The sequence below is a fragment of the Actinomycetospora corticicola genome, from assembly GCF_013409505.1.
Taxonomy (GTDB): Bacteria; Actinomycetota; Actinomycetes; order Mycobacteriales; family Pseudonocardiaceae; genus Actinomycetospora; species Actinomycetospora corticicola.
On sequence record NZ_JACCBN010000001.1, the window covers coordinates 4,140,870 to 4,162,650 of the forward strand.

Annotated in this window: 23 protein-coding genes; 11 read left to right on the top strand and 12 right to left on the bottom strand. The window is 72.4% G+C overall.

The window, feature by feature from the left end:
- Positions 1-74 precede the first annotated feature (74 nt).
- The gene (locus BJ983_RS20180) at positions 75-1,901 is read right to left on the bottom strand and encodes an MFS transporter (protein WP_343054268.1); all 1,827 of its coding nucleotides are present in this window, start codon (positions 1,899-1,901) and stop codon (positions 75-77) included.
- A gap of 54 nt (positions 1,902-1,955) precedes the next feature.
- Here BJ983_RS20180 and BJ983_RS20185 point away from each other — a divergent pair, with 54 nt between their 5' ends.
- Positions 1,956-2,336 carry a VOC family protein gene (locus tag BJ983_RS20185; protein WP_179795450.1) on the top strand — a complete coding sequence of 127 codons (381 nt, stop codon included), beginning with the start codon at positions 1,956-1,958 and terminating at the stop codon, positions 2,334-2,336.
- Between the two features lie 32 nt (positions 2,337-2,368).
- Here the strand turns inward: BJ983_RS20185 and BJ983_RS20190 are convergent, their stop codons facing one another.
- Positions 2,369-3,259 (bottom strand): LLM class F420-dependent oxidoreductase, encoded by an 891-nt coding sequence (locus BJ983_RS20190; protein WP_179795451.1) that lies wholly within the window; start codon positions 3,257-3,259, stop codon positions 2,369-2,371.
- A 10-nt stretch (positions 3,260-3,269) separates the two neighbouring features.
- Complete coding sequence (locus tag BJ983_RS20195) at positions 3,270-3,971, bottom strand: MerR family transcriptional regulator (RefSeq protein WP_343054269.1); 702 nt, start codon at positions 3,969-3,971, stop codon at positions 3,270-3,272.
- Positions 3,972-4,012: 41 nt separating this feature from the next.
- Here BJ983_RS20195 and BJ983_RS20200 point away from each other — a divergent pair, with 41 nt between their 5' ends.
- From BJ983_RS20200 to BJ983_RS20210, 3 genes are read left to right on the top strand one after another with little or no spacing between them, the layout of a single operon-like run.
- Positions 4,013-4,963, top strand: coding sequence for a hypothetical protein (locus BJ983_RS20200; RefSeq protein ID WP_179795453.1), 951 nt, complete (start codon positions 4,013-4,015; stop codon positions 4,961-4,963).
- Positions 4,960-5,280 carry a DUF2834 domain-containing protein gene (locus BJ983_RS20205; protein WP_179795454.1) on the top strand — a complete coding sequence of 107 codons (321 nt, stop codon included), beginning with the start codon at positions 4,960-4,962 and terminating at the stop codon, positions 5,278-5,280. The genes BJ983_RS20200 and BJ983_RS20205 overlap by 4 nt, the downstream gene beginning before the upstream one ends.
- Positions 5,277-5,783 (top strand): DUF4188 domain-containing protein, encoded by a 507-nt coding sequence (locus BJ983_RS20210; protein WP_179795455.1) that lies wholly within the window; start codon positions 5,277-5,279, stop codon positions 5,781-5,783. The genes BJ983_RS20205 and BJ983_RS20210 overlap by 4 nt, the downstream gene beginning before the upstream one ends.
- A 55-nt stretch (positions 5,784-5,838) precedes the next feature.
- On the opposite strand, the gene BJ983_RS20215 is transcribed toward BJ983_RS20210, so the two are convergent.
- The 3 genes from BJ983_RS20215 to BJ983_RS20225 all read right to left on the bottom strand — a co-directional run bounded on the left by BJ983_RS20215 (position 5,839) and on the right by BJ983_RS20225 (position 10,659).
- Positions 5,839-6,984 carry an acyl-CoA dehydrogenase family protein gene (locus tag BJ983_RS20215; protein WP_179795456.1) on the bottom strand — a complete coding sequence of 382 codons (1,146 nt, stop codon included), beginning with the start codon at positions 6,982-6,984 and terminating at the stop codon, positions 5,839-5,841.
- A 3-nt stretch (positions 6,985-6,987) separates the two neighbouring features.
- Positions 6,988-9,003 carry an ATP-binding protein gene (locus BJ983_RS20220; RefSeq protein ID WP_179795457.1) on the bottom strand — a complete coding sequence of 672 codons (2,016 nt, stop codon included), beginning with the start codon at positions 9,001-9,003 and terminating at the stop codon, positions 6,988-6,990.
- Between the two features lie 84 nt (positions 9,004-9,087).
- Positions 9,088-10,659, bottom strand: coding sequence for a carboxyl transferase domain-containing protein (locus BJ983_RS20225; RefSeq protein ID WP_343054270.1), 1,572 nt, complete (start codon positions 10,657-10,659; stop codon positions 9,088-9,090).
- A gap of 94 nt (positions 10,660-10,753) precedes the next feature.
- Between BJ983_RS20225 and BJ983_RS20230 the strand changes: the two genes are divergently transcribed.
- Entirely contained in the window at positions 10,754-11,317 is a 564-nt protein-coding gene (locus BJ983_RS20230) for a TetR/AcrR family transcriptional regulator (protein ID WP_218891358.1), read from the top strand.
- A gap of 70 nt (positions 11,318-11,387) precedes the next feature.
- Here BJ983_RS20230 and BJ983_RS20235 read toward each other — a convergent pair whose 3' ends face one another.
- A complete protein-coding gene (locus tag BJ983_RS20235) occupies positions 11,388-11,666 on the bottom strand; it encodes a hypothetical protein (protein WP_179795459.1) in 279 nt (92 codons plus the stop codon).
- Between the two features lie 135 nt (positions 11,667-11,801).
- On the opposite strand from BJ983_RS20235, the gene BJ983_RS20240 reads away from it, so the two are divergent.
- The gene (locus tag BJ983_RS20240) at positions 11,802-12,917 is read left to right on the top strand and encodes an epoxide hydrolase family protein (protein WP_179795460.1); all 1,116 of its coding nucleotides are present in this window, start codon (positions 11,802-11,804) and stop codon (positions 12,915-12,917) included.
- A gap of 46 nt (positions 12,918-12,963) precedes the next feature.
- Here the strand turns inward: BJ983_RS20240 and BJ983_RS20245 are convergent, their stop codons facing one another.
- Together BJ983_RS20245 and BJ983_RS20250 are read right to left on the bottom strand one after the other, a co-directional pair.
- Positions 12,964-13,143 carry a DUF397 domain-containing protein gene (locus BJ983_RS20245; RefSeq protein WP_179798047.1) on the bottom strand — a complete coding sequence of 60 codons (180 nt, stop codon included), beginning with the start codon at positions 13,141-13,143 and terminating at the stop codon, positions 12,964-12,966.
- A gap of 49 nt (positions 13,144-13,192) precedes the next feature.
- Entirely contained in the window at positions 13,193-14,062 is an 870-nt protein-coding gene (locus BJ983_RS20250) for a Scr1 family TA system antitoxin-like transcriptional regulator (protein ID WP_179795461.1), read from the bottom strand.
- 175 nt (positions 14,063-14,237) lie between these two features.
- Between BJ983_RS20250 and BJ983_RS20255 the strand changes: the two genes are divergently transcribed.
- Positions 14,238-14,501 carry a hypothetical protein gene (locus tag BJ983_RS20255; protein WP_179795462.1) on the top strand — a complete coding sequence of 88 codons (264 nt, stop codon included), beginning with the start codon at positions 14,238-14,240 and terminating at the stop codon, positions 14,499-14,501.
- Between the two features lie 33 nt (positions 14,502-14,534).
- Positions 14,535-14,876: a plasmid mobilization protein gene (locus tag BJ983_RS20260; protein WP_179795463.1), complete on the top strand. Its 342-nt coding sequence runs from the start codon at positions 14,535-14,537 to the stop codon at positions 14,874-14,876.
- Positions 14,877-14,886: 10 nt separating this feature from the next.
- Here BJ983_RS20260 and BJ983_RS20265 read toward each other — a convergent pair whose 3' ends face one another.
- On the bottom strand, positions 14,887-15,303 hold the full coding sequence (locus tag BJ983_RS20265) for a hypothetical protein (protein ID WP_179795464.1): 417 nt from the start codon (positions 15,301-15,303) through the stop codon (positions 14,887-14,889).
- A 157-nt stretch (positions 15,304-15,460) separates the two neighbouring features.
- On the opposite strand from BJ983_RS20265, the gene BJ983_RS20270 reads away from it, so the two are divergent.
- From BJ983_RS20270 to BJ983_RS20280, 3 genes are all read left to right on the top strand, one after another.
- Positions 15,461-15,769, top strand: coding sequence for a hypothetical protein (locus BJ983_RS20270; RefSeq protein WP_179795465.1), 309 nt, complete (start codon positions 15,461-15,463; stop codon positions 15,767-15,769).
- 87 nt (positions 15,770-15,856) lie between these two features.
- A complete protein-coding gene (locus BJ983_RS30235; protein WP_218890376.1) occupies positions 15,857-17,002 on the top strand; it encodes a DUF2188 domain-containing protein in 1,146 nt (381 codons plus the stop codon).
- 142 nt (positions 17,003-17,144) lie between these two features.
- A complete protein-coding gene (locus BJ983_RS20280) occupies positions 17,145-18,521 on the top strand; it encodes a transposase (RefSeq protein WP_281376260.1) in 1,377 nt (458 codons plus the stop codon).
- Between the two features lie 154 nt (positions 18,522-18,675).
- On the opposite strand, the gene BJ983_RS31790 is transcribed toward BJ983_RS20280, so the two are convergent.
- Positions 18,676-20,115, bottom strand: coding sequence for a hypothetical protein (locus tag BJ983_RS31790; RefSeq protein WP_179795466.1), 1,440 nt, complete (start codon positions 20,113-20,115; stop codon positions 18,676-18,678).
- Positions 20,116-20,195: 80 nt separating this feature from the next.
- Complete coding sequence (locus BJ983_RS20290) at positions 20,196-21,773, bottom strand: AMP-binding protein (protein WP_179795467.1); 1,578 nt, start codon at positions 21,771-21,773, stop codon at positions 20,196-20,198.
- Between the last annotated feature and the right edge of the window lie 8 nt (positions 21,774-21,781).

Sequence of the window (21,781 nt, forward strand, 5' to 3'; positions counted from 1 at the left end):
TTCCGGTGGCAGGAGAGCGTCGTTGCTGTCATTGGGTGACAGCAACGACGCTTTCCTGCCGTGAGGGCGCCCCGTCAGTGGAACGAGCGGACCACGTGGGCCTCGGCGGCAGGCCCGAGTACCACGTCGTAGGCGTTCGCGTGCGAGCTCACCGCCACCCGGCCGACGTCGGGTGCGCGCCCGTGGGCCCGGACCACGAGCTGGTAGGTCCCGGCGTGGTCCGGGACCAGTCGGAACGACCCGTCGGACTCCCCGTCGGCCCGGGCGGCCTGGTGGCCGGTCTCGTCGACCAGCGTGAGCACGGCGCCCGGCACCGGCTCGCCGTCCTCGGACCGCACGACCCGGCCGACGACGGCGGGTCCGGACACCTCGGGCTCCTCCCGCGAGGGCTCCGGGGAGGAGTCGGGGGAGGACTCGCGGGAGGGTGCGTCGGAGACCGGCGCCGACCTGTCGTCGGGAACGGGCTCGGCGGTGGGACGGCGGCGGGTGACGCGCCCCGCGACGAGGTCGGCGATGCCCACGAGCAGCGCCAGCACGACCAGGCCGACGGTGATGATGAGCCCGGAGCTGATGGAGCTCGACCAGTCGCCGCGGCTGGACGTGAGCTCCCCGAAGAAGACCGCGCCGACCGCGGAGATGCCGATGGCGGACCCGATCCGCTGCCCGGTCTGCAGCACGCCGGCCGCCGTGCCGCCCTCGCGGGCGGGGACCTCCTCGAGCGCGAGCGTCTGGTTCGGGGCGATCACGAGTCCGCCGCCCACGCCGGCGACGAGCAGCGGCACCGCGATCGCCCAGCCCACGCTCGAGGGGTTGAGCCGCAGCACGATGTCGGTCGCGACGAGGCCGACGACCACGGTCACCAGGCCGCCGACGATCAGCGGCTTGCCCAGCCGGGAGATGAGGCGGCCGCCGACCGCGGACGAGACGGCCGAGCCCACCGCGAACGGGGTGAGGGCGAGCCCCGCCTCGAGCGGGGTGAACTGCCGGCCCTGCTGGAGGAACAGGGTGAGCACGAAGAAGATGGACGTGAAGCCGGCGAAGTAGAGCAGGCCGAGGGCGGTGCCCATCGCGTAGCTGCGGGTGCGCAGCAGCCCGAAGTTCACCAGCGGGTGGCCGTGGGTGCGCTTGGCGCGGCGTTCCCAGGCGACGAAGAGCAGCCCGAGGAGCACGGCGACGCCGACGAGCCACCAGGGCGCACCCGAGAAGTCCTGCTCGGAGAGCACGAGCGGCAGCATCAGCGCGACCACGGCCCCGCCGAGCAGGAGCGCCCCGACGAGGTCGAGCGGCCGACGCTCCCCGGTCCGGGCCTCGTCGCGGGGCAGCCAGCGCAGACCGAGCAGCAGCGCGACGATGCCGATCGGCACGTTGACGTAGAAGACCCAGCGCCAGCCCTCGGCCTCGCCGACCCACTGCAGCAGGAGGCCGCCGGAGAGCGGTCCGACCGCGGTCGACACCCCGATGACCGCGCCGAACAGCCCGAATGCCCGACCCCGCTCCCGGCCGGAGAACAGCTGCTGGATCACCCCGATGACCTGGGGGTTCAGCATGCCGCCCGCCACGCCCTGCAGGAGACGGGCGATGACCAGCATCGTCGGGTCGACCGAGAACCCGGCCACCGCGCTCGTGATGGTGAACAGCGCGAGCGCGATGAGGAACATCTTCTTGCGGCCGCGGTCGTCGCCGAGGCGGCCGGAGGAGACGAGCACGAGCCCGAAGGTCAGCGCGTACCCGGAGACCACCCAGGACAGCTCGGCCGACGAGGCGCCGAGCCCGCGCTGCATGGAGGGCAGGGCGACGTTGACGATGCTGACGTCGAGCAGGGTCATGAAACCGGCGACCAGGCAGACCACGAGGGCGCGCCAGCGGCGGGGATCGGGGGCGGCCTGGCCGGGAGAGCTCACGCCGGTCAGGATGCCCCCGCCCGGCCGACCGAACCACGAAAGGTGGGACCTCACGTGGAGGTGCTGTCCAGCCGCATCCTGATCCGCCCGCGCGACCCCGAGGTCGCCTGGGCCTTCTACGGCGGGACGCTGGGCCTCGCGGTCGCCCGCGAGTTCCCGGGCGGGGTCGTCTACTTCCTGGGCACCGGTCACCTGGAGGTCTCGGGGCGGGTTCCCGACGGCGAGCCGGGGCCGGACGGCCTCTGGCTGCAGGTCCGCGACGTGGAGGCCGCCGAGGCGGAACTGCGGGCGGCCGGGGTGACGATCACCCGCGGGGCCCGGACCGAGCCGTGGGGCCTGCGGGAGTGCTGGATCGCCGACCCCGACGGTCGCGCGCTCGTGCTGGTGGAGGTCCCGCCGGACCATCCGATGCGGCGGGATGTGCGGGGCACGTGAGCACCAACGGTCGCGATAGCGACCGTTAGTGCTCACAGGCCGAGGGCACCCGCGAGCTCCCGCAGCGTCTCCCGCGGATCGTCGAACGGGGAGTCCCCCAGCGGCTGGACCAGCACGTGGTCGGCGCCGGCGTCGAGGTGCGCGGTGATCGAGGCGGCGGCCTGCTCGGCCGAGCCCATGCCGACCAGGGCACGCTTGAGCCGCTCCGACCCACCCCGCACCAGGTCGGACTCCTCGAAGCCCTGCCGCAGCCACGAGTTCCGGTAGTTCGGCAGGCCCGAGTAGATCTCGAGGTGGGCGTGGGCCCGGCGCAGCGCGGTCTCCTCGTCGCCGAGGGCCACGGCCTGCTCGGAGATGACCCACTTGTCGGGGCCGAGGGCCTCGCGGGTGGTGCGGGTCTGCTCCGGCAGCACGAGGTAGGGGTGCGCGCCGTCGGCGTTCGTCCCGGAGAGCTCGATCATCTTCGGCCCGAGCGCCGCGATCACGCGGGTGGGCCGGGCGTCCGGCTCGACCTCGGCCGCGACGGCGTCCATGCGCTGGAGGTAGTCCCGCATCGTCGCGAGCGGCTTCGCGTACGTGCCGCCCCGACCGCGCTCCACCAGCGGGGCGTGCGACACGCCGAGCCCGAGCACGAAGCGCCCGGGGTGCAGCGCCGTCAGCGTCCGCGCGCCGGACTCGGCCGCGATCGGGTCCCGCGCGTGGATGTTCGCGATGCCGGTCCCGACGACGAGGCGCTCGGTCGCGTTCAGGAACGCCCCGGCCTGCGTGAGGGACTCCTTGCCGTAGGCCTCGCCGTACCAGAGCGAGCCGTAGCCCATCCCCTCCAGATCGCGGGCGACCTCGGCGGACTCGGTGATGCGCCACGAGTCGCTGGTCCACCAGACGCCGACGCGGGACGGGAAGTCGATGCGTGCCTGAGCCATGATCGCGACGCTAGACCCGCGGATTCGTCGGCGCTTCCCCGAGGAGCCGCAGCGACTGGTGCTGCTGCGCGAGCCGGCGGACCGCGGCGATGAGGGTGTCCCCGAGGACGGTCCCGACGACGACGCCCTCCACGGTCCGCGCCCGGTCACCTCGATTCACCACGGCCGCCACCTCGCGCTCGGCGACCTCCTCCATGGTGCGCATGTAGAGCCCGAGCTGGTTCGCGAGGTCCCCGTCGCCGAGCCGCACGTACGTGGCGAGGACGCCCACGGCGTTCGCCCACGCCGGGTTCTGCGCCGAGACCTGCCACCCGCGCTCGTCGACGTGCGCGGCGAGCATGCGCTCGGCGGCCTCCCACGCCTCGTCCGGCTCCTCCTCGGGGGCCGGGGCGTCCGTCGTGGTCCCCGACGCACGGCCGAGGGCCTCGAACAGCGGGAGCTCCGGGTCGTCGACCGCGGCGAGCACGTCCCGGGTCGCGACGACGGACAGGCCCCCGACGTCGATCAACGCCCGGATCATGCGCAGCCGCCGGAGGTGCCCGTCGTCGTACGAGGCCTGGTTCGGGCTGCTGCGCTCGCCCGCCGGGAGCAGCCCCTCCCGCAGGTAGTACTTGATCGACGCGACGCTCACGCCACTGCGCCGGCTCAGCTCGCCGACCCGCATCGGGCTCCCCTCGACTGGACAGGAAACATGGATAGCTCTACTGTCCATCGTTGTTCGGACAGCACCGCTATCCAATCACGGGAGCCCCGATGCGTGCCTGGAACCGTCCCCTCGTCGTCTTCACCGGCGCGATCATCCTGCTGGTCCCGGTCTGCCTCGGCGGGCTCCTGCTCGACCCGCGCACCCTCGGCGGGGCGCCGATCTGGGCGAAGCCGCTGAAGTTCTCGATCAGCTTCGCCCTCTACGCGCCGACGCTGGCGTGGATGGTGTCGCTGGCCCGCGCCGACCGGGCGCGCCACGTCGCCTCCGTCGCGGCCACGGTCGTCGCGGTCGCCTCGACGATCGAGATGGTCGCCATCGTCGGCCAGGTGCTGCGGGGGCGGGCCAGCCACTTCGACGTCGCCACGCCGTTCGACACGGCCGTCTGGGCGGTGATGGGGACGTCGATCGCGGTGCTCTGGGTGGCCAACCTGGTCATCGCCGTCGTGCTCCTCCGGGAGCGTTCGCTGACGCCGTCGGTCGCCTGGGGCGTCCGCCTCGGCCTGCTGGTCTCCCTGCTCGGGATGGCCGTGGCCTTCCTGATGACGAGCCCGAGCGGCTTCCAGATCGCGGCGGCGAAGGCCGGTGAGGGGATGCCGACGGCCGGCGCGCACGCGGTCGGAGTTCCCGACGGCGGGCCGGGCCTCGCCCTGCTCGGGTGGTCGACGACGGGCGGCGACCTGCGCATCGGGCACTTCGTCGGGCTCCACGGCCTCCAGGTCGTCCCGCTCGTGGCGCTCGGCCTGCTGCTGCTCGCCCCGCGCCTGCGGGTGCTGCGGTCCGAGACCGTGCGGGTCCGGCTCGTGGTGATCACCGCGGCCACCTGGACCGGCCTCACCCTGCTGCTGACGTGGCAGGCCCTCCGGGCGCAGCCGCTGCTCGCCCCGGACGCGCTCACGCTCGCGGCGCTGGGCGGCCTCGTCGTCGTGACCGCGCTCGCCGTCGGGGCGGTCCTCGCTCGCGCCCCGCGCCCGACGGACCGCGAGGCGGTGGCGGCATGAGGTACGTCTACCTGGCGCTCGCGGTGGTCGGGCTCGTCGGCACGTGGTGGTTCAACCTGGCGTCCTTCGCGGCCGGGGAGGACTACCTCGCCGGGTGGTTCGCGACCGCCGCCTCGTCCTCCGCCGCGGTCGACATCCTCGTCGCGGGGCTGGCGGCCTGCGTGTTCATGGTGGTCGAGGGTCGGCGTCTCGGGTGGCCGACGTGGTCGCTCGTCCTGCTGGTCGTCGGCAGCGCGGCGATCGCCGTCGCCTTCGTGTTCCCGCTCTTCCTCTTCCTGCGCGACCGCGCCCGTTCCGTCCTGGAGGTCTCCTCATGAGTGCCTACGTCCGTCGCAGCGCCGAGATCGAGGGTGACTTCGTCGTCTTCCTCATCGGCACCCACGTCAACCGCTGGACCGACGTCCGGGCCTGGCTCCCGGTGTTCCGGGCCATGCCGCGGATGCTTGCGGAGCTGGCACGCCACCCCGAGATGGGCATGCTGAAGGCCCATTCCGGCTGGATGTTCGGCGGCCCCGCCGTCGTGCAGTACTGGCGCTCCTACGAGCACCTCGAGGCCTACGCCCGCAGCGCACAGGCCGAGCACCTCCCGGCGTGGCGGGCGTTCAACCGGGCCGCCCGGACGCGCCCCGACTCCGTCGGCATCTTCCACGAGACCTACCGCGTCTCCGCCGGGCAGTGGGAGACGATCTACGGCGCGATGCCGGAGATCGGTCTCCTCGCCGCGAGCCGCGCGGTGGACCTGTCGTCGGGAAGCACCTCGGCCACCCGCATCGGCGCGCGGACCACCGACGCGGCGCCGGTGGAGCCGGTCCGCGAATGAACGAGCGGCACTTTCGCGCACATAGATGCTGCGGAAGTGCCGCTCGTTCGCAGCGCTACAGCCCCAGACGCTTCGCGATCAGCATCTTCTGCACCTCGGACGTGCCCTCGCCGATCTCGAGGATCTTCGAGTCCCGGTAGTGGCGGGCGACCGGGTACTCGTTCATGAAGCCGTACCCGCCGAAGATCTGCGTCGCGTCGCGGGCGTTGTCCATCGCCGCGTTCGACGACAGCAGCTTCGCGATCGAGGCCTCCTTGGTGAACGGCTTCCCCGCGGCCATCTTCTCGGCGGCGTCGTGCCACGCCAGGCGGGCCGCGACGGTGCGGGTCTCCATCTCGGCGATCTTGAACTGGATCGACTGGTAGGTGCCGATCGCGGCGCCGAACGCCTGGCGCTCGCGGGCGTAGCGGACCGACTCGTCGACGCACCCCTGGGCGGCGCCGACCGACAGTGCCGCGATCGCGACCCGGCCCTCGTCGAGGATCGACAGGAACTGCCCGTAGCCCTTGCCGCGCTGCCCGACGAGGTTCTCCTCGGGCACGCGGCAGTCGTCGAACGCCAGCTCGTGGGTGTCGGAGGCGTTCCAGCCGACCTTCGAGTAGCTCGGCGCGACGGTGAAGCCCTTGGTGCCGCTCGGCACGAGGATCGCCGAGATCTCGCGCTTGCCGCTGGCCTCGTCCCGCCCGGTCACCGCGGTGACCGTGACGTGCGAGGTGATGCGGGTGCCGGAGTTCGTGATGAAGGCCTTGGAGCCGTTGATGACCCAGTCGCCGTCGTCCTGCTTCGCGGTCGTCCGGGTGGCCCCGGCGTCGGACCCGCCGCCGGCCTCGGTCAGGCCGAACCCGCCCAGGGCCCTGCCGGCCGCGAGGTCGGGCAGCCACCGCTGCTTCTGCTCGTCGGAGCCGAACCGCACCAGCGGCATGATCCCGAGCGAGACCCCGGCCTCGAGGGTGATCGCGACCGACTGGTCGACCCGGCCGAGCTCCTCGAGCGCGACGCACAGCGCGACGTAGTCGCCGCCCATGCCGCCGTACTCCTCGGGCACCGGCAGGCCGAACAGGCCCATCTCGCCCATCGTCGCGACCAGGTCGTAGGGGAACTCCTCGCGGATGTAGTAGTCCGCGATGACCGGCGCGACCTCCTTCTGTGCGAACTCCTCGACGGTCGCGCGGAGGGCCTCGTGCTCCTCGGACAGCTGCATTGCCTACTCCCCCGATGCGGGTGTGACGGTGACGAGGGGCGCGTCGAGCGCGACGGTCGCCCCGGGTTTCGCGGGGAGCTCGGTGACCGTGCCGGCGACCGGCGCGGTGAGCACGTGCTCCATCTTCATGGCCTCGACGACGACGAGCCGCTGACCGGCCTCGACCTGCTGGTCGAGCTCGACCTCGACGACGGTGACCGTGCCCGGCATGGGGCTGGTGACGGCGCCGTCGGAGGCCTGAGCGGCCCGCGCCGCGGACAGGCGTTCCTGCTCGCGCAGGGCCCACGTGCCGCCGTCCCGGGAGATCCACAGGACGCCGTCGGCGAGGGCGGTCCGGTACCGGCGGGTGACCCCGTCGAGCGTGACGGTGAGCCCCGTCGAGGTGGCGCTGGTGGGTGCGTGACCGTCGGCAGGGGACCCATGAGCGCCATCTCGCTCGAGGGTCCCGACGACGGGTCGCGGGGCTTCCTCGCCGATGGTCACCGTCGCGTCGTCGGCCCGCCCGCGGAGGGCGACGTCGAACGACGTGTCCTTCTCCCCGAGCGGCACGAGCGTCCAGCGCGCGGGCGCGGGCTCGCCGCCGATCCGCCAGCCGCCGAGCGTGGCGAACGGGTCGTCGGACTCGGGCAGGCGCAGGAGGCCGGCGACGGCGGCCGCGACCACCACGTCGTCGGGAACCTGCTGCTCGGGCACCCCGAGGCGGGCGATGAGGCCGGTGTCGAGGCGGCCCGCGCGGACGTCGTCGTCGGCGATGAGCGTGCGCAGCCAGGCGAGGTTCGTGGTGACGCCGAGGACCGTGGTGCGGGCGAGGGCCTCGTCGAGCCGGTCGAGGGCGGCGGCGCGGTCGGGACCCGAGGCGATGATCTTGGCGAGCATCGGGTCGTAGGCGCTGCCGACCTCCTGGCCGACCTGCACGCCCGCGTCGACCCTCGTGTCCGGCCACTCGAGGCCCAGGATCCGCCCGCCGGTGGGGAGGAAGCCCCGCGCCGGGTCCTCGGCGTAGAGGCGGACCTCGACGGCGTGGCCCTCCAGCGTGACGTCGTCCTGGTCGTAGCCCAGCGGCTCCCCGGCGGCGACGCGGAGCTGCTCGGCGACCAGGTCGAGCCGGCCGCCGCGGACGCGGACGACCTCCTCGGTGACCGGGTGCTCGACCTGCAGCCGCGTGTTCATCTCGAGGAAGAAGAACTCGCTCGCGTCGGCGTTCGTCACGAACTCGACGGTCCCGGCGCCGACGTACCCGCAGGCCCTGGCCGCATCGACGGCGGCGCGACCCATGGCGTCCCGCTGCTTCTCGTCGAGGACCGCCGACGGCGCCTCCTCGACGACCTTCTGGTGACGGCGCTGCAGGGAGCACTCGCGTTCGCCGAGGTGGACCACGGCGCCGTGGGTGTCGGCGAGGACCTGGATCTCGACGTGCCGCGGGTTGGTCACGTAGCGCTCGAGCAGCAGGGTGTCGTCGCCGAACGACCCGCGCGCCTCGCGGCGCGCGGCCGCGATCGCGTCGGCGAGGTCCTCGTCGCGCTCGACGACGTGCATGCCCTTGCCGCCCCCGCCGGCGCTCGGCTTGAGCAGGACCGGGAAGCCGGTGGTGCGGGCGACGTCGGCGAGCTCGGTGTCGGTGAGCCCCTTCGCGGAGCTGCCCGGTACGAGCGGCACCCCGGCCGGCTCGACGGCGGCCTTCGCCGAGATCTTGTCGCCCATCATCTCGATCGCGGCGGGCGGCGGCCCGATCCACGTCATCCCGGCGTCGGCGACCGTGCGCGCGAACGCCGCGTTCTCGGCCAGGAAGCCGTAGCCGGGGTGGACGGCCTGGGCGCCGACCTGACGGCCGGCCGCGACGATCGCCTCGCCGTCGAGGTAGTTCCCGACGCGGACGGCCACGTCGGCCGCCGCGACGTGCGGCGACGACGCGTCGGCTTCGGTGTAGACGGCGACGCTGCGCAGCCCGCGGGCGCGCACGGTGGCGGCGATGCGGACGGCGATCTCGCCACGGTTGGCGATCAGCACGCTGGCGAACATCGGGTCCTTCCCAGTGGTGGCAGGAAAGCGTCGTTGCTGTCACCGGGTGGCGGCAACGACGCTTTCCTGCCACCCGGGGACGGGCTACATCCGGAAGACCCCGAAGCGCGGGTCGTCGAGCGGGGCGTGGGCGCACGCGGACAGGGCGAGGCCGAGCACGGTGCGGGTGTCGAGCGGGTCGATGACGCCGTCGTCCCAGAGTCGGGCGGTCGAGTAGTACGGGTGGCCCTGGTGCTCGTACTGCTCGCGGACCGAGTCGGCGCTCGACGACCCGACGGTGCCGAGCACGGTCGCCGCCTGCTCGGCGCCCATGACGGAGATGCGCGCGTTCGGCCACATGAACAGGAACCGCGGCGAGTAGGCGCGGCCGCTCATGGCGTAGTTGCCGGCGCCGTAGGACCCACCGATCACGACCGTCAGCTTCGGCACCCGCGTCGTGGCGACCGCGGTGACCATCTTCGCGCCGTCCTTCGCGATGCCGCCCGCCTCGTACTCGCGGCCGACCATGAACCCGGTGATGTTCTGCAGGAACACCAGCGGGATGCCGCGCTGGTCGCACAGCTCGACGAAGTGCGCGCCCTTGAGCGCGGACTCGCGGAAGAGCACGCCGTTGTTCGCGACGATGCCGACCGGGTGGCCGTGGATGCGGGCGAACCCGGTGACCAGCGTCGTCCCGTACTCGGCCTTGAACTCGGTGAATCCCCTGCTCGGACCGGCAGCGCCGTCCACGACCCGCGAGATCACCTCGCGCACGTCGTAGGCGCTGCGGCCGTCGACCGGCACCACGTCGTAGAGCTCGGCCGGGTCCTTCGCCGGCGCCACCGAGGCCCGCTTCTCCCACGGCGGGGCCGGGTCGGCGGGCAGGGTGTCGACGATGTCGCGGACGATCGCCAGCGCGTGGGCGTCGTCGTCGGCGAGGTGGTCGACCACCCCGGAGGTGCGGGCGTGCAGGTCGCCGCCGCCGAGCTCCTCGGCGGTGACCTCCTCGCCGGTCGCGGCCTTCACCAGCGGCGGGCCACCGAGGAAGATCGTCCCCTGGTTCCGGACGATCACCGCCTCGTCGCTCATCGCCGGCACGTAGGCCCCGCCGGCGGTGCACGAGCCGAGGACCGCGGCGATCTGCGGGATGCCGAGCCCGGACATCGTCGCCTGGTTGTAGAAGATGCGTCCGAAGTGCTCCCGGTCGGGGAACACGTTGTCCTGCTCGGGCAGGAACGCGCCGCCGGAGTCGACGAGGTACACGCAGGGCAGCCGGTTCTGCAGCGCCACCTCCTGGGCGCGCAGGTGCTTCTTCACCGTCATCGGGTAGTACGTGCCGCCCTTGACGGTCGCGTCGTTCGCCACGACCACGCACGTCCGCCCGGCGATGCGCCCGACGCCGGTGATGATCCCGGCGCCCGGCGCGGCGTCGTCGTACATCCCGTGCGCCGCGAGCGGGGAGAGCTCCAGGAACGGCGACGACGGGTCGAGCAGCGCGTCCACCCGGTCGCGCGGGAGCAGCTTGCCGCGCTCGACGTGGCGCTGCCGACTGCGCTCGGGGCCGCCGAGCCGCACCGCGGCGAGCTTCGCCCGCAGGTCGTCGACCAGCTCGGCGTGTCCGGAACCCGTGGTCGAGCTCCGCTGCGCTGCGTCCCCTGACCCGACCGTCGCGGTCACCGCGTCCTCCTCGGCGTGAACGTTGACTAACACGAGACGTTAGCGACCGTTCACATCGCGGCGCAAGGGTCGTAGTGTCGTAGCCGTGGAGCTGATGACCGGCGCCCCGACCCGCCGTCGGGACCAGATCCTGGTCGAGGCCGCGCGGCTGTTCGCCCAGCACGGCTTCCACGGCACCTCGATCGACGTCATCGGCTCGGCCGCCGGCGTGAGCGGGCCCGCGATCTACCGGCACTTCCCGTCGAAGGAGGGCCTGCTCGCCGAGATGCTCGTCGGCATCAGCGAGTACCTGCTCGACGGGGCCCGCACGATCGTCGCCGCCCACCCCGATCCGGAGGGCCGCCTCGCCGCGCTGATCGCCTTCCAGGTCGAGTTCGCGCTGCACCGGCCCGAACTCATCACGGTGCAGGACCGGGACCTCGCCTCGCTGCCCGAGGATTCCCGACGACGGGTGCGCGCGCTGCAACGCGCCTATGTCGAGGTGTGGGAGGACGTCATCTCCCGGGTCGGCCCGGCCCGGAGTCCTGAGGAGATCCGGACGGCCGCGCACGCCGCGTTCGGGCTGATGAACTCCACGCCGCGCAGCGCGGCGCACACCTCGGCCGCGGTGGCCGGTCCGGTCCTCGCGACGATGGTGCGGGCCGCCGTCGCCGCGTGATTCCCCGCGCCGCGCGGAGAGGATCCGAGCGCTCCGATGGCGTGCGGGCTCCCCGCACGCGGGCCGGGACCTACAGGCCGGCGTCCGTCGCCGCGCGCGACCGCCGCACGCGCATCTCCTCGAGGCGGGCGCGCACCGAGATCCGCCTTTGCACGAGTTCGCGGACGTAGTCGTCCCGGCCCTGCTCCTGCTTCTCGTGGATCTGCCGGGTGAGCCGACGCTCGAAGTTCTCGAGCACCGTGACCTCGCCGTTCAGCCTGCGGTGCAGGGCGCGGGCCTGTTCGAGCCGGGCCCGCTCGGCCTCGTCGGGCGACCCGATGATCTGCTCGGGCACCATCGGTCTGGTCATGGCGCACCGTCCTTCCGTCGTTCGGACTCCCAGCGTGCCCTGCGTCACGCCCGGGGAGAAGTCCCTGACAGGAGTTATGCGCCCTGCGTCCGAGGCGGACCTGACCTGACCGCCTCGCTCGGAACCCTGACCGGCATGACCGAGCTCACGCCCTTCACCGTCGACGTCCCCGAAGCCGACCTCGACGACCTGCGACGACGGCTCGCCGCCACCCGGCTGCCCGACGCGCCGAGGGGCATCGACTGGTCGTCCGGCGTCGAGCGCGGGTACCTCGCGGAGCTGCTGCGGGTGTGGCGCGACGAGTTCGACTGGCGGGCGGTCGAGAAGCGGCTCAACGCCTGGCCCCAGGTGACGACGACGATCGATGGCCAGCCGGTCCACGCCGTGCACGCCCGGTCCGACCACGCGGACGCCGTGCCGCTCCTGCTGCTCCACGGCTGGCCGTCGACCCCCGCGGACTTCCTGCTCGTGCTGCCGGCACTGGTCGAGCGCTTCCACGTGGTGGCGCCGTCGTTACCGGGGTCCGGGTTATCGGGCCCCACCCTGGAGGTGGGCTGGGACCTGGACCGGTATGCCCGCACGCTGCTGGAGCTGATGAGTCGGGCCGGCCATGAGCGGTTCGTGGTCCAGGGCGGGGACTGGGGTGCCCTGATCGGGCCGCACCTCGCCCGACTCGCGCCCGAGCGGGTCGCGCTGGTGCACGTCAACGCGCTGGCGACGCCCGCCGACTGGCGGTCGGGCGACCCCACGACCGGGTTGTCCGAGGAGGACGCCGCGCAGGTGTTCGCCCTCGGCGCGCTGTGGGAGGTGCGCTCCGGCTACGCCACGATCATGGGCACGCGGCCGCAGACCCTCGCGTACGCGCTCGCCGACTCCCCCGTGGGCCTGCTGGCGTGGCACCTCGAGTGGTTCGTCGACTACGACCCCGGAACCACGGCGCAGACCCCCGTCGACCCCGTCGCCATCCTCACCGACGTCACCACCACGTGGCTCACCGGCACCGCGGCGTCGTCGGGACGTATCTACCGGGAGTGTCACGACGCCTTCGTCCCGCACGAGCCCTCGGGCGTCCCGACGGCCGTCGCGTGCTTCACCGGCGATCACACGGTCCGGGGCCTCGCCGAGCGCTCACACCGGATCGTGCGCTGGCGCCGGTACGACACGGGCGGCCACTTCGCGTCGCTGCAGGCGCCGGAGTTGCTGGTCGCCGACCTCGTCGAGGCGTGCGAGGAGCACGTCTCTGCACGTTGACGGGTCCGGCCGGGCGTGCGGGATGCACGCCCGGCCGGTCGTCCGGTCAGCCGAAGTCGAACTCCCCGGCCTTCACCCCTCGCACGAAGTCGGACCATTCTTGAGCCGTGAACGTGTGCGGTGGACGTGAACGATCCTTCGTGTCTCGCACGTGGACGTCACCGCTGGGGAGAACGGCGACCTCCACACAACTACTGGTTCCACAGTAGCTCGATGTTCGGTACATCACGACCCTTCTTCTGCTCGGTACTTCCGAGTGAGCCCCGGGGATGGACTCACCTGATCAGCTGCCTAATCAGCTCAACACTTCTCTCGTTGTCCAGAGAGTCGCTCAAGAGTCCCGCGAAAGCGCTGCGAAATTCGTCGACCTGACCCGACTCCTCGACGTAGTGATCACGACCGGCGGCCTCCACGCAGACGATCACGGGGTCGTAGGAGGCCTGCCGCGGGAAGAAGATCGTCCACGGGCTGAGACCGTAGCGCCGAACCGGAGCCGAGAGAGGCCGTATCCGCAGGTCGACGTTGTGACGCAACGCCAGGAGGTGCCTGAGTTGGGCGGTCATCACGCCGTCGTCGCCGATCCGGTGGAGCAGCGCCCCCTCGTCGAGAACAACTCGCAGCGCCAGCGGGTCGTCCTCACGAGCCAGGACCTCCTGCCGCTTCACGCGGACGTTGACCAGCCCGTCGATCGCGGAGTCCGAAAGCCCGTGCCGCTCGGTGAGCATGTCCGTCAGGATTGCACGGGCGTACCCTTCGGTCTGCAGCAGACCCGGAATGACCGAGCAGAAATGGTGAATAGACGACGCTTCGGCCTCGAGCGAGATGAAATAATCGAGGTCGCCCGGATCCGCATCGGAGAACGGCTGCCACCAGGCGACCGCTCGGGCCTCCTCGACCCAGCGCAGGATATCGGCGCGCAGGTCACCCGACTCCATCCCGTAAACGGTGAGCAGGTTCCGGACGTCCCACGTCTTGGCGATCGAGTGGCCGGTCTCGAGTCGACTGATCTTCGACGCCGACCACTCGAGTTCGGCGGCCACCTGATCGAGCCGCAGGCCGGCCTCTTCACGCAGGCGGCGCAGGGCCGCGCCGAGTCGTCTGCGCACGACCACAGGCCCGAAGGCGCCCGTGGACCCGGTGCTCACACGAACCCCCAAGATCGATGCAAGTTGCACGCTGCAAAGAGGGCGTTGTGCACGACTAGTTCGATACAGCTCCCGCGCTGCAAGCGCGGAGATTAGCATCACAGCAGTCGGCATCTTGAACGAACCCGCCACCACGATCGGGGACGTCACGCCGATCCGAGGGGGTGTCATCGAGATGACCGCCGAGAACGGGTCCCAAGGACCGGCCACGCAGGGTAGAACCGTCGAGGGCTCCGACGTCATGGGCTGCTATCTCGAGCTGCTCGACCACGCCTATCAGTGGGGCGTTCGACAGGCGCTCCTGCGCCGCCGCCTGGACCTGCTGTGCGACCGGGCCGGCGGGGAGGGTGCAGGGGCCGAGGACGTCGACGAGCTCCTCGCCACGTGGCAGATGCTGCGCGCCTTTCCCGCGGATCGACCCCCTTCGCTCACCGCCTGATCGAGGAGCGCGAGGTCCTGGCACGTAGGGCGGATGCGTATTACGCTGCGGTGCCACAATGCGCTCGTCGTAGCTGTGAGGGGTTCGTTCATGCCGGATTCAGCGTCGCCCACGACGATCCGGTTCGATCCCAGAGACAGGGCACTGATCGAGGCCGTCGCCCACGCGTGCGACATGACCTTGTCGGAGTACATCCGAGAGGCCTCTCTCGCAGCTGCTCGCGGGTACCGGGACACGATGGGCATGGACACGGTGCTCGAGCGCGACCAGGCCTACCTCGAGGAGCGGGCCCGGCGTTCGAGTCGGAGCGCCGACCGCCGACGCGCTCTCCTCGAAGACGTTGCCACCGAGGACCCCGGTCGTCCTCGCGGCTGACTCGCTGCTTCTACTGCATGAATTTGGCGTCGTCGCGCCGAGATACCTGGGCCAGCGTCACGGCCGTGGCTGCGGCACCGACCCTCTCGCGCGCCCGCAGCATCCGATCGTCCTGTGAAGCAGTGCCGCAGTCCTGACCCTCGAGGCTCTGCAAGACCTGGTGGAGACACGCCGTCGTGTTGACGATGCTCGTGATCCGCACACGGACCTCGGGCTTGGCCAGGACTCGGAGCGACTGGATGTAATAGAGCGCCAGCGCAGCGGTCGCCGTGAGGTCCTCGTCCTCGGAGCGGGCGCGGTCGACCCTGGAGAGGTCGAACGTGTGCCGTGCGGGAACGCCGAACGCGTCCCTGACCGCCTCGAACATCCACGTCGCGTCGTCGTACAGAGCTATCAGCTCGGGCGGCTTCGCCAGACACATGTCCACGCCCCCTCGCCGGCCCCTCGGGCCCAGCTCCCGCCCCACGATCGGGTGACCAACCTAACCGACCGGTGAGCCAGGTCCGACCAACCTGTTGCACCTTGACTACCCGCCGGGCGCGACTCGTATGCTGTAGTTGTATTACACATACACGGGGGCCACCATGCACAGCACCGTCCAGCTCGCCTCGACGTCGACCACGACGACACTCGATCAACCCGGTCTGATGGTGCTCGGCGTCGTGGCCGCCATCGTGCTCATCGCCATGTGGCGCCCGCTGCTGCGTCTCCTGCTCATCGCCGTCGTCGCCCTCGTGTTCATTGGCCTCGGCGTCGTCGTCAGCGCGACATCGACGCCTGCCGGCTCATCGCCGCCGGCGATCGATGCGCCGGCGACGCCCGGGACAGACCTGCGCGCGCGGGCGGGCACCCAGGGTAGGTCCCGAGCCGGGCGCTCGTGGCCGCCGTCATAGAGGTGGGCGTGTAGTCGATCGGCGGGGTCGGGCATCTCGACCCACCGATCCCGACACCGCTGCACGCACCTCCCGGAGAGCTACCTCATGGCCGACCGCCACGTCCGCCCGTCCGACGACGGCTGGATCGTCGTCAAGCCCGCCGCCACCCGACCCAGCGCCCACGCCCCCACCCAGGCCGAGGCGATCACCCGCGCCGTCGAGATCGTCCGCAACGACGGCGGCGGCGCCGTGATGGTCCACGACCTGCAGGGGGAGCTCGTCGAGGCCGCCGACGTCCCGGTGAACACCCAGGACTCCGACCGCATCGCCACGGAGCTGTCGGCCGCCGCGGAGGCCGCGACGCCGGCGGTCGCCGACGGTGCCCCCGCCACCGCCCAGGCCGCCCAGGCCGGGGTGGAGGTCGCCGACCTCGACCAGGCCCGCCTCGAGGCGTCCGGCCAGAGCAGCGCCGCCGAGCGCGACGCCGCCCGGAAGAAGGCGAAGTCCGGCTCGAAGGCGTCGTCGACCTCCTCGTCCACCTCCTCGTCGAACGGCGCCGACGGTGGTCCCCGCGAGGTCGCCGACGACGCCGCGCAGCGCGCCGGCACGGTGGCCGACCAGGCCGCCGAGTCCGCCCGCACGGTCGGGGACGAGGCCGCCGAGACCGCCGACGAGGTCTCCGACGACGTCGCGACCACCGCCAAGAAGGTCCGCGGGCACGCCGCGGGCTCCGCCGAGCGCGTCGGCCGGACCGTCTCCGCCGGCGCCGAGCAGATCGCCGACGACGCCTCCGCCGCGGGCCAGTCCGTCGAGGCGGCCGCCAAGGACGCGGCCGACGTCGCCCGGGCCACCGGCCAGGAGGCGGCCGAGGAGGTCCGGGGCACCGCGCGTGAGGTCGCGGGCGAGGCCCGGGCCGCCGCTCGCCGGACCGCCGCCTCCGTGGAGGCCACAGCTGCCGACGCGACCGACGAGCTCCGCAACACGACCCGCCGGGCCGCCCAGCAGGGCGCCCAGCTCGACGAGGAGCTCACCGACGCCGCCGACCGCGCGGGCCAGACGATCCACGCCTACACCGAGGCCGCGGCCGCCCCGCTCGACCAGCTCGCCGCAGCGCTGAACCCGGTCCGCATCACCGGTCGGCTGATCAACGTCGTCACCGTCGTCGGGCTCCGCATCGTCGGGTCGGCCACCGGCATCGGCACCCAGAAGGCGGACGAGGGCGCGCGTCGCCTGCAGTACGCCACCAGGTGACCTCCGGTCAGGTGAGCATTAACGGTCGCTATCGAGGCTGTCGGATTTTGTAGACGGCTGCCACCGGTCCTGATTGGATCTTGTGGTGGCTCGTGGGTTCCGTCCGGTCGATCGTGACACCGGGTTCTTGCTGCCCCCGGACATGCGGGACTGGCTTCCGGAAGGCCATCTGGCATGGACGGTGCTCGACGCGGTCGACGCGCTGGACCTCAGCGCGTTGACCGGGTCCTACCGGCTCGGTGGGCGGGGCCGGCGGGCCTACGACCCGGCGATGATGCTGGCGCTGTTGATCTACGCCTATGCGGTCGGGGAGTCCTCGTCGCGCCGCATCGAGGCCCGCTGCGAGCACGACGTGGCGTTCCGGGTGATCGCCGCCGGGGACGCACCGGATCACAGCAGCATCGCCGGGTTCCGGGTCCGGCACCGGGACACCTTCGCGGACCTGTTCGTCCAGGTCCTGCGGCTGTGTCGGGAAGCGGGGCTGGTCAAGGTCGGCACCATCGCCCTCGACGGCACCAAGATGCGCGCCAACGCCTCCTCCGGGGCCAACCGCACCGCCGCCGGCATCAAGGCCGCGCTCGACGCCGAGACCGCCCCTGACGCCGAGACCGCCCCTGGGGCTGGGGGTGACGCGGCGGTGGTCGCCGAGCAGCTGCGGCGCGCGGAGGCGACCGACGCGGCCGAGGATGCCGAGTTCGGCTCCGATCGCGGCGACGAACCGCCGCCGGGGATGCGGGACCGGTCGGGGCAGCGGTCCCGGTTCGCGGCGGCCGCGGCGCGGATCGCGGCCCGCGAGGCGGCCGAAGCCGCCCAGCAGCAGGGGGCGCAGGCCCGCTACGAGCAGAAGGTCGCGGCGCGGGAGGCCTACCGGGCCGAACACGGCCGCAACCCGCGCGGGCGGCCCCCGAAGCCACCGGCCGCTCCCGATCCCGACCGCAAGCCGGGCCGGGCGAACACCACCGACCCGGACTCGGTGGTGATGGCGACCCGCCAGGGCTTCGTGCAGGGCTACAACACCCAGGTCGTGGCCAGCGAGGACCAGGTCATCCTGGACGCCGAGGTCGTCACCGACACCAACGACACCCAGCAGCTCGCGCCGATGACCCGCGCCGCGCTGATCATGCTGCGGCTGCTCGGGCTCGAGGTCCCGCACACCGTGCTCGCCGACGCCGGCTACTGGAACACCACCGCCATCACCGAGATGGACACCGCCCACGACCGAGGTCTCGGCCCGGAGCCGGTGGTGCCGCCCGACCGGGCGGCGCTGCGACCCGAGCCCGGCGGGCACGACCCGCAACGCCAGTCCACCCGCGCCCGGCGCATGCGTGAACGGCTCCGCGAACCCGACCGACGCGCCCACTACCAGCGCCGCTCCGGGATCATCGAACCCGTCTTCGGGCAGATCAAGCAACGCACCGGCGACCGGTTCCGGCTCCGCGGACTGGCCGCGGTCAACGCCGAGTTCAAGCTGATCGCGATGACCCACAACCTGCTCAAACTCCACGTCGCCAGCCCCTGAACCGCTGGGTGGCGGCGCCCTCCGGGCGCCGCCACCCCGCCATCAGCAACCCGCCGTCAGGAATCACCTACCGCGGGGCAGTCATCGAACTACAAAGTTCGACAGGCTCTATCGCGACCGTTAATGCTCACCTGACGGAGCCACACCCGGCCCCTCACCGGGCGCGGGCGCTGACCTCGGGACTGCGCGGCCCGACGGCGCCCCGGTCGTTCATCGCCGCGACCTGGAAGTACGCCGTAATGCCGGCCGCGACCGACGTGTCGCGCCACGCGCACGTCGCCGTCCGGCAGACCAGGACGCCGAGCACCGTCTCCCGCCCCGGCGCGGTGCCCCGCAGGATCACGTACCGGTTCACCGGGCTACCGCCCGTCTGTGCCGGGGCCGTCCAGCGCAGGACGATGCCGCGGGTCGGGTCGGTCGTCGCGGTCACCGCGGTCGGTGCGCCGGGCACCGTGGGCGCCGGCGTGGTGGTGGTCGGGCGGGTCGTGGTCGTCGGAGCCACCGTGCTCGTCGGAGCCACCGTGCTCGTCGGAGCCACCGTGCTCGTCGGAGCCACCGTGCTCGTCGGAGCCACCGTGCTCGTCGGAGCCACCGTGCTCGTCGGAGCCACCGTGGTCGTCGAGACCGGAGTGGTCGTCGGCGCCACGCTGCTCGTCGGCGCCACGCTGCTCGTCGGCGCCACGCTGCTCGTCGGCGCCACGCTGCTCGTCGGCGCGACCGTCGTCGGCTTCGTCGTCGGAGCGACCGTCGTCGTCGGCACCGGGGTCGTTGTCGGCGCCGCGCCGCACACGAGGTCGCCGTCGAGGTTCCCGTCCGAGTACTGGGCGAGAGCCGCCTTCGCGCCCGTGAAGCTCGTGCCGCAGTTCTTCGACGCCGCGTCGACGGTGGAGAGCCCGGCGATCCACAGCGGCGCCGACTCGAGCGCCCGCTTCGGGGTGAACGCCTTGGCCCAGCCGCTCCGGTAGGTCGCCGCATTCGACGTCGAGTAGCCGCCGGTGATCTGCCCCCACTGGTAGCTCGTGGAGTAGATGCCGACGGTGCCGATCCCGCCGCCGACCAGCGCGTCGAGCGCGCCCTGCAGCGAGGCCGCGTTGGCCGCCGGGGTGCCGTTCCAGCTGTTCGCGAGCTCGACGTCGAGCCACCAGGTCCGACCGGTCACCCCGCTGCCGAGGGCGTTCCGGGCGATGCGCAGCGAGTCCTGCCCGCCGTGCCAGCCGTAGTTGTAGGCGCACCCCGCGTCGGAGGAGGAGTTCCGGTCGGTGCACAGCGCCGGGTCGCGCGTGCCGCTCTGCGACCAGTAGAAGGTCGAGATCGCGCCCGGGTTGCCGGTGTTGACGTAGAGGTCGGCGCCGTTCGCGGTGCCCGACGCCCACGCGTACTGCGCGGACAGACAGGGGTTGGCGGTCGACACCTTCCCGCCGTTGACTCCCACGATGCCGAACCGCCCCGTCGTCGGGAGGGCCGTACCGCACTGCGGGTAGGAGACGTCGTGCCCGACCGTGCCGCTCGGCGCGGAGACCGCCCAGGCCGTGGCCCCGCCGGCGACGACGACGGCCACGGCGAGCACCAGGGCGAGCCACACACGGCGAGACACGCCCCGATGTCGATCCCGCCGTCGGAACGGTTACGGGCGACCTCCGATCAGGTGAGCAGTAAGTGGGGCTATAGCCCCACTTACTGCTCACCTGGCGAAGCCACCTCCCGCTCCCGCAACACGTTCTTCTGGATCTTGCCGGTCGAGGTCTTGGGCAGCTCGCCGAACACGATCCGTCTGGGCGCCTTGAAGCGGGCGAGATGGGTGCGGACGTGCTCGACGAGCTCGTCCGGGTCGACCTCCTCGGTGGTGGTCACGTACGCCACCGGGATCTCGCCCCACCGCTCGTCGGGCACCCCGACCACGGCGGACTCGATCACCGCCGGATGGCTGTCGAGCACCCGCTCGACCTCGACGGACGCGATGTTCTCGCCCCCCGAGATGATCACGTCCTTGGACCGGTCGCGGATCTCGACGTAGCCGTCGGGGTGGACCACGCCGAGGTCGCCGGTGCGGAACCAGCCGGCCGCGTCGACGGCCGCGGTGGCGGCGACGTCGCGGTAGTAGCCGAGCATGACGTCGTTGCCGCGGACCACCAGCTCGCCGAGGGTCTCGCCGTCGGCGGGCACGTCGTGGCCGTCCTCGGCGATCACGCGCAGCCGCGCGGCGACCACGTTGCCGACGCCCTGGCGCGCCTGCAGGCGGGCCCGCTCGTCGGCGTCGAGGTCGTCCCACTCGGGGTGCCAGTCGTTCACGACGGCGGGTCCGTAGGTCTCGGTCAGCCCGTAGAGGTGGGTGATGTCCATGCCGAGCTTCGTCATGCGCGACAGCAGGGTCGGCGACGGCGGGGCGCCACCGGTCGCGACCGTGACACGCTGGTCCAGGGGCGCGGCGCTCGACCCGCCCGCGATCATCCTCAGGACCGTCGGGGCGGCGCAGAAGTGCGTGACGCCCTCCTCGCGCAGCAGCCGCCAGATCTCGTCGGCGTCGATGGCCCGCAGGCAGACGTGGGTGCCGCCGGCGGCGGTGACGCCCCACGGGAAGCACCAGCCGTCGCAGTGGAACATCGGCAGCGTCCACAGGTAGTGCGACGCCGGGGTGAGGCGCAGGTGGAACGCCATCGCCAGCGCCTGCAGGTAGGCACCGCGGTGGTGGTACATCACGCCCTTGGGCAGGCCGGTGGTGCCCGAGGTGTAGTTGATCGCGAGCAGGCCGCGCTCGTCGGCCACCGGCACCACGCTCGGGGCCGCCCGCCCGAGGCGCTCCTCGTACTCCTCGCCCTCGACCAGCAGGGCCGCCCCGGTCCGACCGGCGACCGTCTCCGCGATGTCCTCGAGCTCGCGGGTCGCGAGCAGCACCCGGGCGCCGGAGTGGCTGACGATGTGGGTCAGTTCGTCGGCCGAGAGCCGGGTGTTGAGCGGCACCAGCACGCCGCCCGCGAAGGGCACGCCGTGGTGCGCCTCGAGCATGACGTGGCTGTTGGTGGCCAGGGCAGCCACGCGGTCCCCGGGCTGGACGCCGAGCGCCCCGAGCGCCCCCGCCAGGCGTCGGGAACGCTCCGCGAACTGCGCGTAGGTGAACCGCAGGTCGCCGTCGACGATCGCCGTCCGCTCCGCGAACGCGTGCTCGGAGCGTTCCAGGAACGCGGTGGGCGTCAGCTCGGCGAAGGTGAACGCCGCGGGTGGCGGGGTGTTCGACCTGAACGGTCCGGTGGTCACGGTGGTCC